Annotated in this window: 14 protein-coding genes; 5 read left to right on the top strand and 9 right to left on the bottom strand. The window is 73.5% G+C overall.

Annotation, left to right across the window (positions count from 1 at the left end; genetic code table 11):
- Position 1: 1 nt before the first annotated feature.
- Positions 2–1279, bottom strand: coding sequence for a S8 family serine peptidase (locus ACLE50_RS07975; RefSeq protein ID WP_410942761.1), 1278 nt, complete (start codon positions 1277–1279; stop codon positions 2–4).
- 100 nt (positions 1280–1379) lie between these two features.
- Complete coding sequence (locus ACLE50_RS07970; protein ID WP_410942760.1) at positions 1380–2087, bottom strand: ANTAR domain-containing protein; 708 nt, start codon at positions 2085–2087, stop codon at positions 1380–1382.
- Between the two features lie 396 nt (positions 2088–2483).
- On the opposite strand from ACLE50_RS07970, the gene ACLE50_RS07965 reads away from it, so the two are divergent.
- On the top strand, positions 2484–4109 hold the full coding sequence (locus ACLE50_RS07965; RefSeq protein ID WP_410942759.1) for a long-chain fatty acid--CoA ligase: 1626 nt from the start codon (positions 2484–2486) through the stop codon (positions 4107–4109).
- Positions 4110–4113: 4 nt separating this feature from the next.
- Here the strand turns inward: ACLE50_RS07965 and ACLE50_RS07960 are convergent, their stop codons facing one another.
- From ACLE50_RS07960 to ACLE50_RS07950, 3 genes are all read right to left on the bottom strand, one after another.
- Entirely contained in the window at positions 4114–6447 is a 2334-nt protein-coding gene (locus tag ACLE50_RS07960) for a WD40 repeat domain-containing protein (RefSeq protein ID WP_410942758.1), read from the bottom strand.
- Positions 6448–6595: 148 nt separating this feature from the next.
- The gene (gene glmS, locus ACLE50_RS07955; protein WP_410942757.1) at positions 6596–8416 is read right to left on the bottom strand and encodes a glutamine--fructose-6-phosphate transaminase (isomerizing); all 1821 of its coding nucleotides are present in this window, start codon (positions 8414–8416) and stop codon (positions 6596–6598) included.
- A 49-nt stretch (positions 8417–8465) separates the two neighbouring features.
- Positions 8466–8723: a hypothetical protein gene (locus ACLE50_RS07950; RefSeq protein ID WP_410942756.1), complete on the bottom strand. Its 258-nt coding sequence runs from the start codon at positions 8721–8723 to the stop codon at positions 8466–8468.
- Between the two features lie 138 nt (positions 8724–8861).
- Here ACLE50_RS07950 and ACLE50_RS07945 point away from each other — a divergent pair, with 138 nt between their 5' ends.
- The 3 genes from ACLE50_RS07945 (at position 8862) to ACLE50_RS07935 (ending at position 12123) form a co-directional block, all read left to right on the top strand.
- Positions 8862–9266, top strand: coding sequence for a zf-HC2 domain-containing protein (locus ACLE50_RS07945; protein ID WP_410942755.1), 405 nt, complete (start codon positions 8862–8864; stop codon positions 9264–9266).
- 98 nt (positions 9267–9364) lie between these two features.
- The gene (locus ACLE50_RS07940; protein WP_410942754.1) at positions 9365–9856 is read left to right on the top strand and encodes an Rv2732c family membrane protein; all 492 of its coding nucleotides are present in this window, start codon (positions 9365–9367) and stop codon (positions 9854–9856) included.
- Between the two features lie 89 nt (positions 9857–9945).
- Positions 9946–12123: a transglycosylase domain-containing protein gene (locus ACLE50_RS07935; RefSeq protein WP_410942753.1), complete on the top strand. Its 2178-nt coding sequence runs from the start codon at positions 9946–9948 to the stop codon at positions 12121–12123.
- 18 nt (positions 12124–12141) lie between these two features.
- Here the strand turns inward: ACLE50_RS07935 and ACLE50_RS07930 are convergent, their stop codons facing one another.
- Both ACLE50_RS07930 and ACLE50_RS07925 read right to left on the bottom strand, forming a co-directional pair.
- The gene (locus ACLE50_RS07930) at positions 12142–12654 is read right to left on the bottom strand and encodes an isochorismatase family protein (protein ID WP_410942864.1); all 513 of its coding nucleotides are present in this window, start codon (positions 12652–12654) and stop codon (positions 12142–12144) included.
- Between the two features lie 82 nt (positions 12655–12736).
- The gene (locus tag ACLE50_RS07925) at positions 12737–13408 is read right to left on the bottom strand and encodes an excalibur calcium-binding domain-containing protein (protein WP_410942752.1); all 672 of its coding nucleotides are present in this window, start codon (positions 13406–13408) and stop codon (positions 12737–12739) included.
- Between the two features lie 193 nt (positions 13409–13601).
- Here ACLE50_RS07925 and ACLE50_RS07920 point away from each other — a divergent pair, with 193 nt between their 5' ends.
- Positions 13602–14423: an HpcH/HpaI aldolase/citrate lyase family protein gene (locus tag ACLE50_RS07920; protein WP_410942751.1), complete on the top strand. Its 822-nt coding sequence runs from the start codon at positions 13602–13604 to the stop codon at positions 14421–14423.
- Positions 14424–14675: 252 nt separating this feature from the next.
- Here the strand turns inward: ACLE50_RS07920 and ACLE50_RS07915 are convergent, their stop codons facing one another.
- Together ACLE50_RS07915 and ACLE50_RS07910 are read right to left on the bottom strand one after the other, a co-directional pair.
- Positions 14676–16484, bottom strand: coding sequence for a hydantoinase B/oxoprolinase family protein (locus ACLE50_RS07915; protein WP_410942750.1), 1809 nt, complete (start codon positions 16482–16484; stop codon positions 14676–14678).
- 2 nt (positions 16485–16486) lie between these two features.
- Entirely contained in the window at positions 16487–18589 is a 2103-nt protein-coding gene (locus ACLE50_RS07910) for a hydantoinase/oxoprolinase family protein (RefSeq protein WP_410942749.1), read from the bottom strand.
- Positions 18590–18607 lie beyond the last annotated feature (18 nt).

Here is an 18607-nt window from a genome sequence, read left to right as displayed (position 1 = left end):
CTCAGTTCTCCGGCGCCTTGACCAGGCCGGCACCGACGTCGCCCGAGGGGAGCGGCAGGCGCTGCGCGGCCTGGACCAGCTGGGTCCACAGGTCGCGGCCCTTCGCCCCGGTCTTCTCCGACCACAGCGCCGCGATGCCCGAGACGTGCGGGGTCGCCATCGACGTACCCGAGATCGTCTTGGTGCGCTCGGGCATCGGCCAGGACGAGTACACGTCCACGCCGGGCCCGGCGATGTCGATCTGCCCGCCCTCGACCTGGGAGCTGGCCGCGGAGAAGTCGGCGATCGCCAGCGCCGAGTCCACGGCGGCGACGGCCATGACCGACGGGCTGTTCGCGGGGACCCCGACGAAGCCCACGTTGCCCTGGGAGCGCTTGGCGTTGTTGCCCGCCGCGGCGATGATCAGGGTGCCGGCGTCGAGCGCGCGGCGCCCGGCGTTCTCGTAGGCGGCGGAGACCTCGTTGAGGTCGGCGCCCAGCGACATCGACACGACCTGCGCGCCGCTGCTGATCGCCCACTCGATGCCCTCGAGGATCTGGGCGTCCGAACCGGAGCCCTGGTCGCTCAGCACCTTGCCGATCAGCAGCTTCGCCTGCGACGCGATGCCGTAGCGGCGTCCGGAGCTCGGGGTGGCGGTACCGCCGGAGGTGCCCGCGGTGTGCGTGCCGTGGCCCTGGCCGTCCTGCACCTGCTCGCCCGGGACGAACGAACGGGACTCGATCTGCCGTCCGGCGAAGTCGGGGTGCTGCAGGTCGAGACCGGTGTCGAGGACGCAGAGCGTGACCCCGGCGCCGGTCTGCGGCGAGTTGCCGACGCCGGTGGCCTGCAGGCCCCAGGTCAGCTTGTCGTCGTCGGCGAACTGCGCCGACGGCGGTGCCGCCGCCTCGACCGCTGCGGCTGCCTCCCCGCTGAGGAAGTTCGCCGCGGCGGCGAAGCCCTTCAGGTAGTCGGCGGACAGCCCGCCGTCGAGGGTCCGCAGGATCCGCTCCGGCTCGACGGACACGATCCGCTGGTCGTCGCGGGCGGTCTGCAGCTGGGTGTCGTCCAGCTCGGCGATGGCGATGCCGAGCCGGCCGAAGAAGTTGGGGCGGGCCGAGGCGTCCGAGGAGCCGGTGAGGTCGTCGAGCGTGGTGACGCTCGAGATCCCGGTGAGCTCCTGGATGGTGCTGCGGGCCGCGGCGTGGTCGTCACCCAGGAGGTCGTCTCCCAGGGTGATGAGGTAGCGGCCCGTCAGCGTTCCGGCGGGCGAACCGTCCTCGATCGCGCGTGTGTGTGCCAATGTCGCCTCCGATGATCGACGTCGGTCGTCACGCATCGTGCCGCAGTCGGTCACGGACGGCAGCACGACACGGCGCGTAGATCGACCGCTCGGCGACAGCTCAGGACGGCCTGTCCGGATCGGAGGCCGCGCCGGCGAGCAGTGCCTCCGCGACGACGTGCACCTTCTTGTTCGTCTCGTGCGAAAGCTTGCGCAGCAAGGTGAACGCTTCGTCGGCGTCGCAGCCGCGGCGGGCCATCAGTACGCCCTTGGCCTGCTCGATCGTCACGTGCCGGGCGAAGCGGTCGCGCAGTGTCCGGTTCTCGGCCTCCAGGGAGTGCAGCAGGGCGCTGCAGGCCTGGCCGGCGACCGTCCCCGGACCGTCCGTTCCGGACGTGCCGAGCAGAGCGGTGACGTCCTCGACGTGGTTGAGCACGCCGACCACCTGCCCGCGGCCGTCGTCGACCGGGGAGTTGACGACCAGCCACATCCGCTCCAGGAACCCGTCGCCGTCCGGGGCCGGGATGTCGTAGCGCAGCACCGGGAGGCGGTCGCGGCGCCCCTCGCGCAGGACCCGCTCGATCGAGGCCGCGACCAGCTCCCGGCCCGCGGCGTCCGGCTGGTGCGGAGGGGCGGGGAACGCCTCGAACAGCTGCTGGTCGACCAGCGTGTCGGGATCGCGCAGCACGGCGTAGCCGAACGCGGGGTTGGCCCCGGCGATCCGCAGGTCCGGGTCGATGAGGAGGTAGGGCGACCGCGTGGCACGGAACGCCGGATCGGCGCGGCAGGCCCGCAGGATGCGGTGCGCGTCCGATGATCCGGAAAGCATCTCGACCTCCGCCTGGCCGGGGCGCACGACGGAGCGGGGGAGGACCACGGAACGTGGCGCCGTCCCGGGTTCGTCCGCCGGGCCCCGGCAGCGCTTGAACTGTCTGCGCGGCTTGAACTGTCTGCGCGGGGAACGGTCCCCGTCACGAGGCCGGGGACGTGGGCCGGTGGCTGGACCCTCAAGGGAGGCGCAGCGGGCTCCGGGCCCGCACGCCCACACTCGAACGTTAAGACAGGCCGTCGCCGTGTCCGACAGCGGGTGGCGGTTTCGTCCCGGGGATCCGGTCCCCGCCGCCGGGCGACGAATGGTTCGCCCGGAACATAATCTCCGTTACGGTGGCGTCGTCACGCCGTCCCCGACCGGCCCGCGACGGCCGGCCCCGAACCGGGAGCAACGATGCTCGGACTGATGCAGGACCGCCCGCTCACCCTGCCGAACGTGTTCCACCGCGCCGAGCAGCTGTTCGGGCAGAAGGAGATCCACACGGCGACCCCGGCCGGGACCGTCGAGACCACGACGGTCGCGGACTGGGCCGCCCGCACCCGCCGGCTCGCGACGGTGCTCGACACCCTGGGCCTGTCCGCCGACGCGCGGGTCGGCACGTTCTGCTGGAACACCGCGCGGCACCTGGAGCTCTACCTCGCGGTGCCGTGCACCGGACGGGTGCTGCACACGCTGAACCTGCGGCTGTTCCCCGACCAGCTCGTCTACGTCGCCAACCACGCCGAGGACGAGGTCGTGTTCGTCGACCGGTCCCTGCTGGGGCTGTTCTGGCCGAACGTCGACCGGCTGGAGACGGTCCGCACGGTCGTCGTCATCGACGACGGCGCGCCCGTGGACATCCCCGACGACCCGCGGATCCGCGACTACGAGGAGCTGCTCGCCGCCGCCGAGCCGTACCAGGGCCGGTTCGTCGTCGACGACGAGAACACCGCGGCGGCCATGTGCTACACGTCCGGGACCACCGGCAACCCGAAGGGCGTGGTCTACAGCCACCGGTCCACGGTGCTGCACTCGCTGTGCACCCTGTTCGCCGACGGCGTCGGGCTGGTGGAACGCGACGTCGTGCTGCCGGTCGTGCCGATGTTCCACGCCAACGCCTGGGGTCTGCCCTACGGCTGCCTGATGGCAGGCACGTCGCTGGTGCTGCCCGGCCCGGACATGAGCCCGGACGCGCTGCTGCGCCTGATCCAGTCCTACGACGTCACCGTCGCCGCCGGTGTCCCGACGATCTGGATGGGCATGCTGCCCAAGACGGGCGACTACGACCTGAGCTCGATCCGGGCGCTGCTCTGCGGCGGGTCGGCGGTGCCGAAGTCGCTGTCGGAGGGCTTCCGCGAGGCGATCGGCGTCCCGATCCTGCAGGCCTGGGGAATGACCGAGACCTCGCCGCTGGCGACCTTCGGTGCGCTGCGCGGCGTGCACGACGATCTCGACGACGACGGGAAGGCGACGATCCGTGCGCTGCAGGGCGCCCCCGTCCCGCTGGTCGACCTGCGCATCGTCGACCCGGACACCGGCGAGGAGCAGCCGTGGGACGGTGTCGCCACCGGCGAGGTGCAGGTCGCGGGCCCGTGGATCGCCGCGGAGTACTACCGCGGCGAGGGTGAGGGGAAGGCCTTCACCGACGACGGCTGGCTGGCCACCGGCGACGTCGCCGTCGTCGACGAGCACGGCTACGTCAAGCTCGTCGACCGCACCAAGGACCTGGTGAAGTCCGGCGGTGAGTGGATCAGCTCGGTGGAGCTGGAGAACGAGATCATGGCCCACCCGGCCGTCGCCGAGGCCGCGGTGATCGCGATCCCGCACGAACGGTGGGTGGAGCGCCCGCTGGCCTGCGTCGTCGTCGAGGACGGCGCGACCGTCACCGCCGACGAGCTGATCGAGTTCCTCGCCGGCCGGGTCGCGAAGTGGTGGCTGCCCGAGGCCGTCGAGTTCATCGACGAGGTGCCCAAGACCTCGGTCGGGAAGTTCTCGAAGAAGACGCTCCGCGAGAAGTTCGCCGGGTACGGGAGCGCCTGAGGCCTCAGCCGCGGCGGAAGAGGCGGCGCAGGCGGGACGGGCGCACCCTGGTCGCCTCGTCGGCCCCTGCCTCGGTGCCGGGCCCGCCGGAGTTCGCCGCGTCCGCCGCCGGCGGCTCGTCCGCGGGCCCGGTCCCGGCCCGGGGCGCGGGGATGTCCGGCACGCCCTGCACCAGGTCGAGCACGTGCACCTCGCCGGAGGCGTCCCCGGCGACGACCCGGTCCGCGGACGCGGCCAGCGCGGTCACCGGGCCGTCGAGCGGGACCCGGGCCAGCGGAACGGCCGCGGCCAGGTCCCACACCCGGACCGTGCCGTCGGCGCCGCCGGTCACCGCGCGGTGCCCGGGCAGCCCGACGGCCGGGGCGGGCGGCTGCTCGCGGACCTGCCCGCCCTGCGCGGGGATCGGCAGGGTCCGCGGCCGGCGCAGCGCGTCCGGATGGTCGACGGCCGCGACGACCGGCAGCTCCGGGGCCGGGCCGGACGCGTCGAGTGTCCAGATCCGGACGTCACCGGCGGTGTCGGTGGTGAGCAGGTGCTGGCCCTCGTCGTCGAGGGCCAGCGCGGTGACCTCGGCCGGGAGCGGCGCGGTGACCAGCCGTCCCTCGGCGGGGCGCCACAGCGTGAGCGCGGCCGCGGCGGCGAGGACGACGGTCGTGCCGCCGGGGGTGACCGCGGCGCGCTCGGGGACACCCGCTGCGCCGGGGAGCGCGACGGAGCGGAACACGCGCCCGGAGCGGGCGTCGGCGACGGCGACCGTGCCTGCGGTGCCGTCGCAGGTGACCATCAGCGCGCCGCACCCGCCGAGGACGGTGCCCGGCGCGGTCGTCGTCCCGGTGGTGCCGCCGCTGCCCGCGTGCGCGACCCGCACCGAGGCGCCGTCGGCGGCGAACAGCGCACGCCCGGACGGGTCGGCCCACAGCGCGGCGGGGAGCTCGTCGTCGCGGGTCCAGCGGCCCTCGCCGGTGGCGAGGTCGTAGGCGCACCGCTCGCCGCCTTCGGTGACCGCGACTACCAGGTCGTCGGCGACGGTGAGCGCGGTGACCGGGCCGGTCGCGGCGGTGTCGATTCCGGGCCGGGGGCCCTGGGTGCCGGCGGCGGGCCCGGGGACCTCGGGGCCGGTGGCGGTCAGGTCCCAGAGCAGGATGCGGCCGCGGTCGTCGCCGGTGGCGGCGAGGCGGCCGTCGGGGGTGGTGGCGAGTGCGCGGACCGGCGCGCGGTGCCCGGTCAGCGAGCGGGCCGCCCCCGGCGTGGCCGCGCCGACGACGTCGACCCGGGCGCTCCCGGCGCGGGCGACCAGCAGCGCGTCGCCCCCGGCCGCGGCGACGGCGGTCGGGACGGAGCCGTCCTCGGTGAGGGTCTCCGGGGTGCCCAGCCCGTCCCCGCACGGCCCGGTGATCACCGGGTACCGCAGCACGGAGCCGTCGTCGGTGGTGACCAGCACCGACCGCCCGGCGACCGCGACCCCGCAGGCCGAGCCGCCGACGATCTGCCGCCGGGTACCGGACGCGGCGTCCCAGACACGGAGTGTCCCGGCCAGGTCCGCGGTGACCACGGTGCCCGCGGCGGTGCCGAGCGCGACCACCGGCAGCGGGTGCGGCAGCGGCACGGGCGCACCGGTCCCGACGACGTCGTGCACGGTCACCGTGCCGTTGGACCCGGCGTCGGCCCCGGTCGCGACGACCAGCCGGGTCGAGCCGGCCGCCGTCGTCAGGAACTGCATCGCGACCAGGTGCCCGGTGCCGACACCGGGCAGCGCCAGCGCCTCCCGGCCGTGCTCGGTCAGCACCCGCACCCCGGCCGCCCCGGCGACGGCGAGCAGCCCGCCGTCCCCGGACACCGCGACCCGGCGCACGGGCGCGTCCGCGGCGAACGGCTCCGGAGCCACGGCGAAGCCCTCGGCCGGGTCCCAGGCCAGCGCGGCGCCGTCGGCGTCGACGGCGAGCAGCAGCCCGCCCGGCTCGAACGCGAGGTCGACCACGGGCGCCGACCCGTGCCCGTCGAGGGTGCCCAGCAGCGCCGGCGACGGCGGGCGGGTGCGCCACCGCGCGGTCAGCGCGAGGTGCCCGCCGGCGTCGAGCGCCGCCCGCGCGGCCCGGGCCAGCACCTCGTCGCCGGTGGCGTTCGCCCTGGTCAGGACCTGCTGAGCGAGCAGCCCCGGGCGTCCGGCGAGGTCGGCGCGGCGCAGGTGGTGCGCCTCCAGGCCGAGCACCCGGGCCAGCGCACCGGGGGTGACGCCGTCCGGCAGCCCGACGCCGGGACCGGCGACCAGGCGGGCGTCGGCACCGTCACGGGCGAGGCGGTCCTCGACGGCGTCCCAGAACGACCTGACCGGCGGCATGCGTGTCCCTCCCGGGCCCCGACGGGGAGCGGGCCCGGACATGAAGGATGCCCGCAACCGTTCACCCCGTGGTCACCCGCCCGGAGGAGGCGCGCCGACCGGTCGATTCCCGTCGGGGAACGCACGGTGATCATGACGCCGGTCGTGATCACTCGACGGTGACGCTCTTCGCCAGGTTCCGCGGCCGGTCCACGTCGCGCCCCAGCGCCACGGCGACGTGCCGGGCGAAGATCTGCAGCGGCACGGTCAGCAGGATCGGGGCCAGCTCCGGCTCGGTGCGCGGCACCCGCAGCACGTCGTCGGCGAGACCCGCGGGCAGGTCGGTGTCGGTGACCGCGACGACCGGCCCGCCCCGGGCGCGGATCTGCTCGATCGTGCCGACGTTCTTGGCCAGCAGCTCGTCACCGGGGGCGAGCACGACGCTGGGCATCGCCGGGGAGACCAGCGCCAGCGGCCCGTGCTTCAGCTCGGCCGCCGGGTAGGCCTCGGCGTGGACGTAGGAGATCTCCTTGAGCTTCTGCGCGCCCTCGCGGGCCACCGGCCAGCAGCGGGTCCGCCCCACGAAGAACATCGACGACGCCTGCGCGTGCCGCCGCGCGACCTCCCCGATCGCGGCGTCGTCGGCGACGACGGCGTCGATCAGCCCCGGCAGCGCCGCCAGCCCGTCGACGATGCGGCGCCCGTCGGTCAGCGACAGGTCCCGCACCCGCCCGAGCAGCACCGCGAGCATCGCGAACGACACCGCCATGTTGGTGACGGCCTTCGTCGAGGCCACCGACACCTCCGTGCCGGAGTGCAGGAACACCCCGGCGCCGCACTCGCGGGCGATCGCGCTGCCGATCACGTTGACCGCACCGACCACCCGTCCGCCCTTGCGCTGCAGCTCCTGCACCGCGGCGAGGGTGTCCGCGGTCTCGCCGGACTGGCTGACCGCGACGTAGAGCGCGTCCGGGTCGACGACCGGGTTGCGGTAGCGGAACTCCCCGGCCGGCTCGGCGTGCGCGGGGATCCGGGCGAGCTCCTCGACCAGGTCCGCACCGATCTGGCCCGCGTAGTACGCCGACCCGCAGCCCAGGAACACCACACGCCGGATCGCGCGCAGCTCGCGCGGGTCGAGCTTCAGGCCGTCGAGACGCGTGGTGGCGAAGCGGCTGTCGAGCCGGCCCGCGACCGCGCGGGACACGGCGTCGGGCTGCTCGGCGATCTCCTTGGCCAGGAAGTCCGGGTGCCCGCCGAGGCGGATGTCGGCGTCCTCGGCGTCGGCCGGGTCGAGCGTGACCGGGGTGATCCGGGTGCTGCCCTCCACACCGCCGGCCCGGACGCTGACGACCTCGCCGTCGTCGAGGTAGACGACCTGGCGGGTGTGCCGCACGACCGCGGCCAGGTCGGAGGCGACGACCATCTCGCCGTCGCCGATGCCCAGCACGATCGGGCTGCCGTTGCGCGCGACGACGATCTCGTCGGGGGAGTGCCCGTCCAGCACGGCGAGGCCGTAGGTGCCCTCGACCGCGGACAGCGCGGAGCGCACCGCGTCGGTCAGCGACGCGGCCCCGCCGTCGAGGGCCTCGGCGATCAGGTGCGGCAGGATCTCGGTGTCGGTGTCGGAGGTGAACACGACGCCGCCGGCGGCCAGCTTGGCGCGCAGCTCGTCGGCGTTCTCGATGATGCCGTTGTGCACCACCGCGATCCGGCCCGAGGAGTCGGTCTGCGGGTGGGCGTTGGCCTCGCTCGGCTCACCGTGGGTGGCCCAGCGGGTGTGCGCGATGCCGGTGTGCCCGGACAGCGGGTCGGCCTCGAGCGACGCGCGCAGATCCTCGACCCGGCCCGGTGTGCGCCGCACCCGCACCTTGCGGCGGTACGGCAGGGCGACGCCCGCCGAGTCGTAGCCCCGGTACTCCAGCCGGGTCAGCCCCTCGACCAGGATGTCGGTGGCCTCCCGCGGCCCGACGTAGCCCACGATTCCGCACATACCTGCTGGGTTCCTCTCGTTGGTTCTCGCTGGGGGGCACCTGTGGTGCTCAGCCGTAGACGATCCGGCGCAGCCTGCGCTCGGAGACCTCGCCCGGTGCGACGACGCGGTCGCGCAGCTCGGCGGCGATCCGCGGCCAGATCTCGTCGTTGCGCCGGTCCCGCTGCCGCAGCTCGCGGTGCCGGCGCCGGACGTAGGTCTCGGTCGTCTCGCCGTAGTAGGCGCGGACGTCGGCGACGACCCGCGCCGCCACCGGCTCCGGCAGCCCGGTCGTGACCGCGACGTGCCGGACGAGTTCCGCATCCACTGCACGGATCCTGGCCGATCGAGGTCGAATTGGCGAACTCCCTGCCCGGAATCGGGCAGGATCGGTGGCGTCGGATGGGTCACAGGAAATCTGCGGGCCCGCGGGAACTCGGCGGAGCGCTTGCGCGACAGTGACGGTATGGACTGTCAGCAGTGCCGGGACGTGGTGTCCGCGGAGCTGGACGGCGAGGCGACCGCAGGCGAGGCCGCGGCCGCCCGGGCGCACCGCGCCGGCTGCGACGCCTGCCGCGCCTGGGCCGGTGCCGCCGACCGGCTCGACCGGCTCGCGCGCGTGCGCCCGGCCGAGCCGGTGCCCGACCTCGCCGGTGCGGTGCTGGCCGCCCTCGGCCTCGACCCGGTCGCGCCGCCGGAGCCGGCCGCCGACGGTGCCGCCCCCGAGCTGGTCAGCGTCCCCGGCTGCTGCGGTGCGGCGCCCGAGGCCGCCCCGGAACCGGCGAGCCGCACCGCGTGCGGCTGCGCAGCGACCTGCGGATGCGGCTGCCAGCAGGGGGCACCGTGCCGCTGCGGGCAGCAGGCGGCCTGACCCGTTCCTCGCCGGGTGGGTGAACCCGGCCGACCCGGGGTTTCCGACCCGGCCACGCATGGGGGACCATCGCCGACGACCACCGGCGGAGGGGAGCGATGACCGAGCACACGCCCGACCCCGTCCCCGCGTCCCTGACCGCGCCGCCGGAGATGCAGCGCGACCTCACCCGGATCGCCTGGCGCGTCGACCGCTGGATCGACCTCGGACCCGCCGCCGTCCTCGCCGGCGGGACGACCGCGGCCGCCGCGGCCGCGGCCCTGATGCCGTGGGCCGACCGCGCCGCCGGCTGGGAGGTGCTGCTCGGCACCGCGACACCCGGCCCGCTGCCGTGGCTGTTCGCGCTGGTGGCCGGGGTTGCGCTCGTCGTCTCCGGGGTCGCACTGCTCGTCCGGTTCTGGCCGCTGGCCTGGGCCGCGGGTGCGGTCTGCGGGGTTGCCGCCGTCACCGGGCTGTGGGCGATCTGGGCGCGGCGCACCGGGCTGCCCGCCGACGACGTCGGGCCGGGCCTGGTCGTGGAGGTGCTGGCGGTGCTGGTGCTGACCGGCACCTGGGCGCGGATCGCGCTGAGCCCGCCGGGGTCGGACTAGCGGCGTCGCCCGGGGCGTGCGCCGACTCTCAGCGACACCCCGGCCGCGTCTCAGGCGTACCTCAGAGTTGCACCCCACAATGATCTCCCGTGGGGGAGAACGCGGACCGGACGGGCAGCAGCAACAGCAGGTCGTGGCGGAACCGGATCGGCAGGCGCCCGGCGGTCCGGGACCGCAGCACCTGGGTGCGGCTCGGCGTCGCGATCCTCGCCGGCGGGCTCGTGCTCTCCGCCTGCGCCGCCCCGGCGGCCGGGGCCGTCGCGCTCGCCGCGGGCACCGTCCCCGAGGACGCGTCCGGCACCCCGGACCCGGCCACCGTCCCCGCCGCGACCACGGTCACCGACCGCAACGGCGCCCCGCTCGCCGTCCTCGACGAGCAGTACCGGATGCCGGTGCCCTACAAGAAGATCGCCCCGGCCATGACCGCTGCCGTGGTCGACATCGAGGACCGGCGGTTCTTCTCCGAGTCCGGCGTCGACCCGGTCGGCACGCTGCGCGCGCTGGCCGCCGACGCCGCAGGTGGCTCGGTGCAGGGCGGCTCGACGATCACCCAGCAGTACGTGAAGAACTGGCTGATCAACGTCGCCGACCGGAACGACCCGGGCGCCCAGCAGGCCGACCGCGACGACACGATCAGCCGGAAGGTCCGCGAGGCGCTGGTCGCGCAGCGCATCGACCGCACCATGTCCAAGCAGGACGTCCTCGCCGGCTACCTGAACGTCGTCGAGTTCGGCGGGCGGGTCTACGGCGTCGAGGCGGCGGCACACGCCTACTTCGGCACCGACGCGGCGCACCTGAGCGTCGCCCAGGCCGCGATGTTCGCCGGGATGGTCAACAACCCCACGTTGTTCGACCCGTACAAGCACCCCAAGGCCACCACCGACCGGCGCAACACTGTGATCGCCGCGATGCGCCAGGCCGGGTCGATCACCCCGGCGCAGGCTGCGCAGGCGACGGCGGCCCCGCTCGGCGTGCTGCCGGACGGCCCGGTCACCCCGGGTGGCAACTGCATGGGCGCGGCCCCGGACGCCGGGTTCTTCTGCCGCTACGCCGTGGACCAGCTCGAGAAGGCCGGGTTCACCCCGCAGCAGCTCGAGACCGGCGGCTACACGATCCGCACCACGATGGACCCGGTCGCCAGTGACGACGCCAAGCGCGCCGTCGACGCCAACGTCCCGCCCACCCAGGACGGCGTCGCGAACACCCTCGCGCTGATCCGCCCCGGCCACGACGGCCACCAGGTGCTGGCCATGGTGTCCAACCGCTCGCTGGGCACCGACGCCGACCGGGGCCAGACCGCCACCGACATCGTCGCCAACCCGAGCAACGTGTTCGGCGCCGGATCCACGTTCAAGATCTTCACGACGGCGGCGGCACTGCAGGCGGGCACCGTCGGCTACGACAGCCTGCTGCCGGACCCGGCGTCGTCGTGCTTCACTCCGCCCGACGCGAACCGGTACACCTCCTGCTACCCGGTCGCCAACGACACCCCGAACTACCCGAACCCGATCAGCCTGCCCGACGCGCTCGCGACCTCGCCGAACACCGCGTTCGTCGACCTGGAGGCGCGTACCGGGATGCCGCAGGTCCTGGACATGGCCCGCCGGCTCGGGCTGCGCGACAGCCTGAACGCCAACCTCGCCGGCGGCACCCCGGACCCGGCCTCGGACGATCCCCGGGTCTCCCAGCCGCAGTCCCAGTTCTTCTCCGGGCTGCTGTCGTTCACCCTCGGCGTCAGCCCGGTGTCCACGCTGGAGATGGCCAACGTCGCCGCCACCGTGCAGAGCGACGGCACCTGGTGCCCGCCGAACGCGGTCCTCTCGGTGACCGACCGCAACGGCGCCCCGGTCCCGGTTCCGTCGGAGCCGTGCGAGCAGGCCGTGTCGCCCGGGATCGCGCACACCCTGGCCGCCGGGCTCGGCAAGGACACGGTCTCGGGCACCTCGGCCGCCGCCGCCCGCGACGCCGGCTGGACCCGCCCCACCATCGGCAAGACCGGGACGACGAACACCAGCGAGTCCGTCGCGTTCGTCGGCGGCACCGGCGGGATCGACGGCCTGGCCGGGTCGTCGATGGTCTTCGCCGACGGCGCCCGCCCGCAGGAGATCTGCCCCGGGCACCCGGTGCACCTGGGCGACTGCGGGCACGGGGCGTTCGGCGGGACGGTCGCCGCGCCGCCGTGGTTCGCCGCGGTCGGCGAGCTGCTCGGCGACGCGCCGGACGTGCCGCTGCCCGATCCCGACCCGGCGTTCCGGCAGGCCCGCTGAGCCGCTACCGCCCGGTGATCACTTCAGCAGCTTCTGCACCGCGCGGAACTGCGGGTGGGTCGCGTCGCGCACCCACTCGAACAGCACCATCTCCGAGGTGACGACCTCGGCGCCTGCCGCGCGGGCGCGGGCCAGGGCGACGTCCTTGTCGTCGTCGGAGCGGGAGGCGACGGCGTCGGCGACGACGAGCACCCGGCGGTCACCGCCGAGCAGCTCCAGCACGGTCTGCAGCACGCAGACGTGCGCCTCCACCCCGGCGACGACGATCTCCCGCCGCCCGGGCGGGAGGACACCGGCGTCGGCGGTGAACCGGGTCTTCGGCGTGACCAGGTGCGGGAACCCGGCCAGCTGCTCGACGGTCGGGCCGAGCTTGTCGGGGACCTGTTCGGTCGCCAGCACCGGCACCTCCAGCAGCGTGGCGGCCTCCGCGAGCCGGGCGGCCCGGGTGACCGCGGTGTCCCCGTCGTGCATCGCGGGGACCAGGCGCTGCTGGAAGTCGATGAGGAGCAGGACGGCGTCGTCGGCGGTCATCAGCACGTGCCCGACCGTAGACGGCGACACCGCCCTGCTCCACCCGGCTCGGCCCCGGATCCGGGTCCGAGCCGGGTAGGGGTCACTCGCAGGCCTTGCCGTCGTTGTCGCGGTCCAGGTGGGCGCCGTAACCGGGCTGGCCGCGGTAGATCGGGGTGACGCCCGCGGCGCGGGCGGCCGAGCAGTTCTTGTAGTAGACGTTCGGCTTCGGCGCGGGCTTGGGCGCAGGCTTCGGGGCCGGCTTGGGCGCGGGCTTCGGTGCGGGCTTCGGGGCCGGCTTCGGCGGGATGACGGACCCGCAGTTGCGGCCGTGGTCGATCCGGCTCAGCTCGGCCAGGTAGGCGGGCGAGGCGTTGTTGCCGCCCCGGTAGACGCCGGTGTGCAGCGCCGGGACCATCTGCCGGCCGAAGTCGCCGGTGGGGGTGCCGACGTAGCGGACCTCGCGGCCGTACTGGTCGCGGTCGACGCCTGCCTGGCGGGTCAGGGTGACGCGCTTGCCCGCGATCAGGCGCTTCGCGGCCTCGGTGGCCGCGGTGCCGCCGGTCGTGTTGGTCTCGCAGGAGTCGATGCCGATGACGCGGATCCGGCGGTTGCCGACGCGGAAGGTGTCGCCGTCGGTCACCGAGCTGACGACGACGCTCTCCCGCGCCGGGGCCGGTGCGGCGGCCGGAGCCGCGGCCGCGGTACCGGCGAGGCCGAGACCCAGGGCCGAGGTGAGGACGAGACCGACTCCTGCGAGCGCGGACTTCGACACGGTGTTCCTCCAGTGGAACGAGTGGGTTCAGGCATCCGGTGGATGCCGTGGTCGACCGGTTCGTCGAGAAGTACCGGGGTGTCGTTATCGGCCGGACGGCCGTCTCCACAGAACTGAGGATCACCGGCCCGCGAGGCGGACAGGACAGGCGCAGCCGGTTGACAGGAAAACATCAGACATTAACGATGTTCGGGTGCCGTCTCTCGTCTCCGCGACCACGTTCCTGTTCGTCCCCGGTGCCCGCTCGGACCGCTACGACAAGGCAGTCGCCACCGGTGCCGATGTCGTGATCCTGGATCTGGAGGACGCCGTCGCACCGGACGGCAAGGACGACGCCCGTCGCGATGTCGCGCGCTGGCTCGACGGCGGGGGAACGGCCGCGGTGCGCATCAACGGCTCGAGCACCCCCTGGTACGACGACGACGTCGCGATGGTCGCTCCCCGCGGCTGTCCGGTCGTGCTGCCCAAGGCCGAGAGTGGAGCCCAGCTCACGGCGCTGACCGGCCGCCTGCCCGACGATGTCGAGGTCGTCCCGCTGGTCGAGACGGCACGCGGCATCCGCCGGATCGACGAGATGTGCGCGGTGCCCCAGGTGACGCGCCCGGCCTTCGGCAGCGTCGACTACGCCGTCGACCTCGGTGTCGACCACCTGGACGACGACGCGTTGTGGCTCGCCCGCGCCGAGCTGGTGCTCAGTGCCCGCGCAGCAGGCGTCGCCGCTCCGATCGACGGCGTCACCACGGCGGTGCGCGACCCGGAGCGCCTGGTCCGGGACTGCGCGACGGCGCTGTCGCTGGGGCTGACCGGGAAGCTCTGCATCCATCCGTCCCAGATCGCCCCGGTGGCGGAGGCGTTCCGGCCCACCGGCGAGCAGCTGGCCTGGGCCCGGCGGGTGATCGACGCGGCCGGCGCAGGAGCGGTCGCGGTGCTCGACGGAGCGCTGGTGGACAAGCCCGTCGTCGATCGTGCGGCGGGGCTACTGGCCCGGGCAGGCGAACACGTCCCGGGCCGGTGAGCAGTCCAGCCCTCACCCGGCCGGGCGCACTCCGGCCGGACGGTCGCGGAGCACCGGTGCAACCTCGCGGGCGAGCAGCTCGAGTGAGCACAGCGCGTCGCCGGCCGGCATCCCGGCCCAGTCGGTGCGCAGGACGAGGTGATCGACGCCGACCTCGTCAAGCCATGGCAGCAGTGCCGCGAGGCAGTCATCCGGGGTGCCGATGACGAACCGGTCGTGGGCCAGGTCCTCGTAGCGGGGCGCTTGTGCTGCTCACCGGGCGGCCGAACGCAGCTGCACGGACGCGGTGTCGTCGACGACCCTCGCCACCGGGTCGATGACCACGCCGTAGCAGGTGCGGGCGTCGGCCACGGACAGGTAGTCGTCGAGCACGTCCTCCAACACCGCGGCGGGCTCCCGCTCGAACGGGTCGCCGTAGCCGCCGCCGGAGGGCAGCCGGATCTCCAGCGTGTCCCCAGCCGCACACCGCTCCTGCGTCACCTTTGAATGCAGTACCTCCTCATGGTCGGTACCTGCGTTTCGGATGAACGAGCCGGGGCACCCGTCGTGCCCTCCGGCGAGACCCCTGGGCGGGTCGGAACGGTTGTCGGCCTCGGTGCCCATGAACGTGTCGGTCAGCATCCGCCACTTGCGAACGCTGCCGACACCGCCGCGGTAGCGCCCGGGCGCGGGTGGCTCGTCACGCAACTCGTAGCGTTCGGCCAGCATCGCGTGGTTGAGCTCGACCTCCTCGATCGGGTTGTTGCGGGTGTTGGCCATCAGCGAGTCGACGCAGTCCAAGCCGTCCTTGCCGTTACGGCCGCCGTAGGACCCCTCGTTGATCTCGATGTAGACCCAGTAGGACTGTCCGTCCGGTGCCAGGCCCGAGTAGGCGATCGCGCACAGCGCCGCGGACGAGCCCGCGACGGCCCGCTCGGGCAGCACGTCGGCCAGCGCCAGGTTCATCGAGTCGAAGACCCGGTTGATCTGGGAGAACCGGGCGAAACACGACGCCGGGAAGTCCGGGTTGAACAGCGTCCCCTCCGGTGCGTACGCCTTCGCCGGGCGGAAGCAGCCGTCGTTCTGCGGCACGAACTCCTCGGTCAACGCTTCGTCGAGCAGCAGGGTCCGGATCGCCGAGGCCACCGTTGGCAACACCGATCCCTCGAACGGGACGTTGAACGCCGTCGGCACCTGGGGGTGGGACCCGGTCAGGTCGACAACGACGTCGTCACCCGTGACCCGCACCGTGACCGCGACGGCCAGTGGCTCGTCTCTGTTCTTGCCGTCGTCGTCGAGGTGGGTGAGCGGCGCGGGGTACTCGCCGTCGGGCAGCTCGCGGATCCGGCGCCGCAGCATGTCCTCGCTGTAGTCCATCCAGCGGTCCGCAGCCGACATGACGACGTCGAGCCCGTAGCGGTCCAGCAGGTCGGTGAACCGGCGCTCGCCGAGCCGGGCACAGGCGACCAGCGCCTCCAGATCCCCGAGGTTCTGCTCGGGAGTGCGGACGTTGTCGAGGATGTGCTGGATGAGAACGTCGTTGCGGGTGCCTGCGTCGTAGATCTTGCAGGAGTCCAACAGCTTGCCCTCGGCCCAGACGTCGACGACGTCCATGCACAGCCCCGGGAAGTTGCCGCCGACGTCGGAGACATGCCCGGTGCAGCCGGCGAACCCGACGTGCACCCCGCCGAAGAAGATCGGGATGACGATGCCGTAGTCCGGGCTGTGCGCCGCCCCGTGGTACGGGTGGTTGTGCAGGACGACGTCGCCCGGACGGTATGTACCGCGAAGCTTACGGTCGATGCCCCGGATATAGGCCGGGATCGAGCCGCAGTGCATCGGCGTCGAGTCCGACTCGCACAGCTCGCGGCCGTTGACGTCGAAGATGCCGGCCCCGAGGTCCTCGGACTCGCGGATCAGGCTGGAGTACGCCATTCGGTAGAGAATCTGCGCCATCTCCTTGGCGATGGAGTTGAGCGCACCGCCGATCACCCGCAGCGTGATGGGATCGACCTCGACGGTGGTGTGGGTGCCGGGGGCGGTGTCGGCGAGTGACACCCCACGGGGGTCCAGTGCGGTCATCGTTACGCTCCTTCGCCGGCGGTGTCGCCGGAGTTGCCGGTCGAGATCACGAGATGGCCGACCGCGTCGACGATGGCGGTCTGGCCGGGCCCGACGACGGTCGTCGAGTCGAACTGCTCGACGATTGCCGGGCCCGCCAGGACGTTTCCGGCCCTCAGCCGGTCGCGGTCGTAGACGGTGGTGGAGAAGGTGCCGACCCGGTTGCTCGTGGTCCAGAAGATCGCGTCGACGGTCGCCTTCACCGCGTCCGACGGGTCGGGCCCGCCGGCGGCGACCGCGGGCAGTGGCACCTCGCCGACCTTCCCGACGGCGGTCACCCGCACGTTGACGATGTGCACCGGCTTGTCGTCGAAGCGCTGGGAGTAGGTGCGTTCGTGCACCTCGTGGAAGATCTCCGACGCCCGCGCGACCCAGTCCGCGGTGATCGGGCCGTTCGGCGCGGGGACGCGCAGCTCGTAGCCCTGGCCGAGGTAGCGACAGTCCAGGCTGCGCTCGACCGACACGTCGGCGGGGTCGAGGCCGTCTGCGCCCAGCTGCTCGACGGCCTGGGCGGTCAGCCGGTCGAACTCGCCGGAGATCCGTTGCAGGTCCGGATCGTCCGAGGACGTCCAGACCGTCGCCGGTATCTCCGAGCGGATGTCGGTGGCCAGCAGTCCCATCGCCGAGGCGATGCCGGGGTGATGCGGAGCGATCACCCGCGGGATGCCGAGCTGCTCGGCGATGTGCCACGCGTAGAGCGGCCCTGCGCCGCCCTCGGCGACGAGCGAGAAGTCCCGCGGGTCGTAGCCCTTGCGCACCGAGTGCAAGCTGATCGCCTCGGTCATGGCATGGGCGAGGATCTGGAATATCCCGACGGCGGCCTCGGCGACCGAGGTGCCGAGCGGATCCGCGACCTGATCGGTGATCGCTTTGGTCGCCAGTTGCGGTTCCACCCGCATCGCTCCGGACAGGAAGCTGTCGGCGCGCAGCCACCCCATCTCCACCATCGCGTCGGTGCTGGTCGGCTCGGTGCCGCCGCGCGCGTAGCAGGCCGGCCCGGGCACGGCGCCCGCGCTGCGCGGTCCGACCCGGAACATCCCGCCCTCGTCGACGAAGGCGATCGAGCCGCCGCCCGCGCCGATCGTGTCGACCTCGGCCATCGGCACCATCGCGTGGTAGTCCCCGATCCGTGTGTCGAGCAAGTGCTTCATCCGCAGCCCGCCGTCCGGGGCGACGCCGACGTCGGCCGAGGTCCCGCCGACGTCGAGAGTGATCACGCTCGGGTACCCCGAGGCCTTGCCGATCGCGCAGCCGCCCAGTAGCCCGGCGACCACCCCGCTGGTCAACAGCAGGACGGGGTTCTCCGCCGCCCGGCGCGCGGTCACCAGGCCGCCTGCCGAGGTCATGAGCCCGACGTCGCCGCGGACGCCGGCGCTGCGGGTGGTGGCGGCCAGCCGATCGATGTAGCCGGCGACCTTCGGCCCGACGAACGCGTTGAGCGCGGTGGTGGAGAACCGCTCGTACTCGCGGTACTGCGGCGCGACCTCGCTGGACAACGACACGAACACCCCCGGTGCCTCCTCGGCGAGGATCTGCTTCACCTCCTGTTCGTGAGCCGGGTTGCGGTAGGAGTGCAGGAAGCAGACTGCGATCGCCTCGACGCCGTTCGCGACCAGCACCCGGACCTGTTCGCGGACGGCGTCGCTGTCCAGCGGCACGAGCACCTCACCGGCAGCGTTCACCCGCTCCGGAACCACCCGTCGGTTGCGTCGCTTCACCAGCTGCCACTTCTGCCATGGCAGATCCTGGTAGGACGAGTAGTTCAGCGGCCGCTTCTTGCGGGCGATGTGCAGAATGTCCCGGAAACCCTCGGTGGTGATCAGCCCGATGTCGGAGCCGTTGTGCTCCAGGACGATGTTGGTCGCGACCGTGGTGCCGTGCAGGAACTGGCCCAGCTCGTCCAGGCCGGCACCGAGTTCGCCGCACAGCTCGCGGACGCCCTCAACGGTGGCGACCGCCGGGTCCTGCGGGGTGGAGGGAACCTTGTGTACGGCCACCTGGCCGTCGTCGGTGCAGTACATGATGTCGGTGAACGTGCCACCGACGTCGACTCCGACTCGCTTCATCGCGATGCTCCAGGGGTG

The sequence above is a fragment of the Pseudonocardia phyllosphaerae genome, assembly GCF_046546475.1.
In the GTDB taxonomy this organism is placed as follows: domain Bacteria; phylum Actinomycetota; class Actinomycetes; order Mycobacteriales; family Pseudonocardiaceae; genus Pseudonocardia; species Pseudonocardia phyllosphaerae.
Note: the sequence above shows the minus strand (reverse complement) of the source record. Positions and strands in the feature narration are given on the sequence as shown.

Bases quoted from the DNA above. Each gene is read 5' to 3' on its own strand.
- ACLE50_RS07970 (WP_410942760.1), bottom strand. From the start codon at position 2,087: ATGCTTTCCGGATCATCGGACGCGCACCGCATCCTGCGGGCCTGCCGC.
- ACLE50_RS07965 (WP_410942759.1), top strand. From the start codon at position 2,484: ATGCTCGGACTGATGCAGGACCGCCCGCTCACCCTGCCGAACGTGTTC.
- ACLE50_RS07960 (WP_410942758.1), bottom strand. From the start codon at position 6,447: ATGCCGCCGGTCAGGTCGTTCTGGGACGCCGTCGAGGACCGCCTCGCC.
- glmS (WP_410942757.1), bottom strand. From the start codon at position 8,416: ATGTGCGGAATCGTGGGCTACGTCGGGCCGCGGGAGGCCACCGACATC.
- ACLE50_RS07945 (WP_410942755.1), top strand. From the start codon at position 8,862: ATGGACTGTCAGCAGTGCCGGGACGTGGTGTCCGCGGAGCTGGACGGC.
- ACLE50_RS07940 (WP_410942754.1), top strand. From the start codon at position 9,365: ATGACCGAGCACACGCCCGACCCCGTCCCCGCGTCCCTGACCGCGCCG.
- ACLE50_RS07930 (WP_410942864.1), bottom strand. From the start codon at position 12,654: ATGACCGCCGACGACGCCGTCCTGCTCCTCATCGACTTCCAGCAGCGC.
- ACLE50_RS07915 (WP_410942750.1), bottom strand. From the start codon at position 16,484: ATGACCGCACTGGACCCCCGTGGGGTGTCACTCGCCGACACCGCCCCC.
- ACLE50_RS07910 (WP_410942749.1), bottom strand. From the start codon at position 18,589: ATGAAGCGAGTCGGAGTCGACGTCGGTGGCACGTTCACCGACATCATG.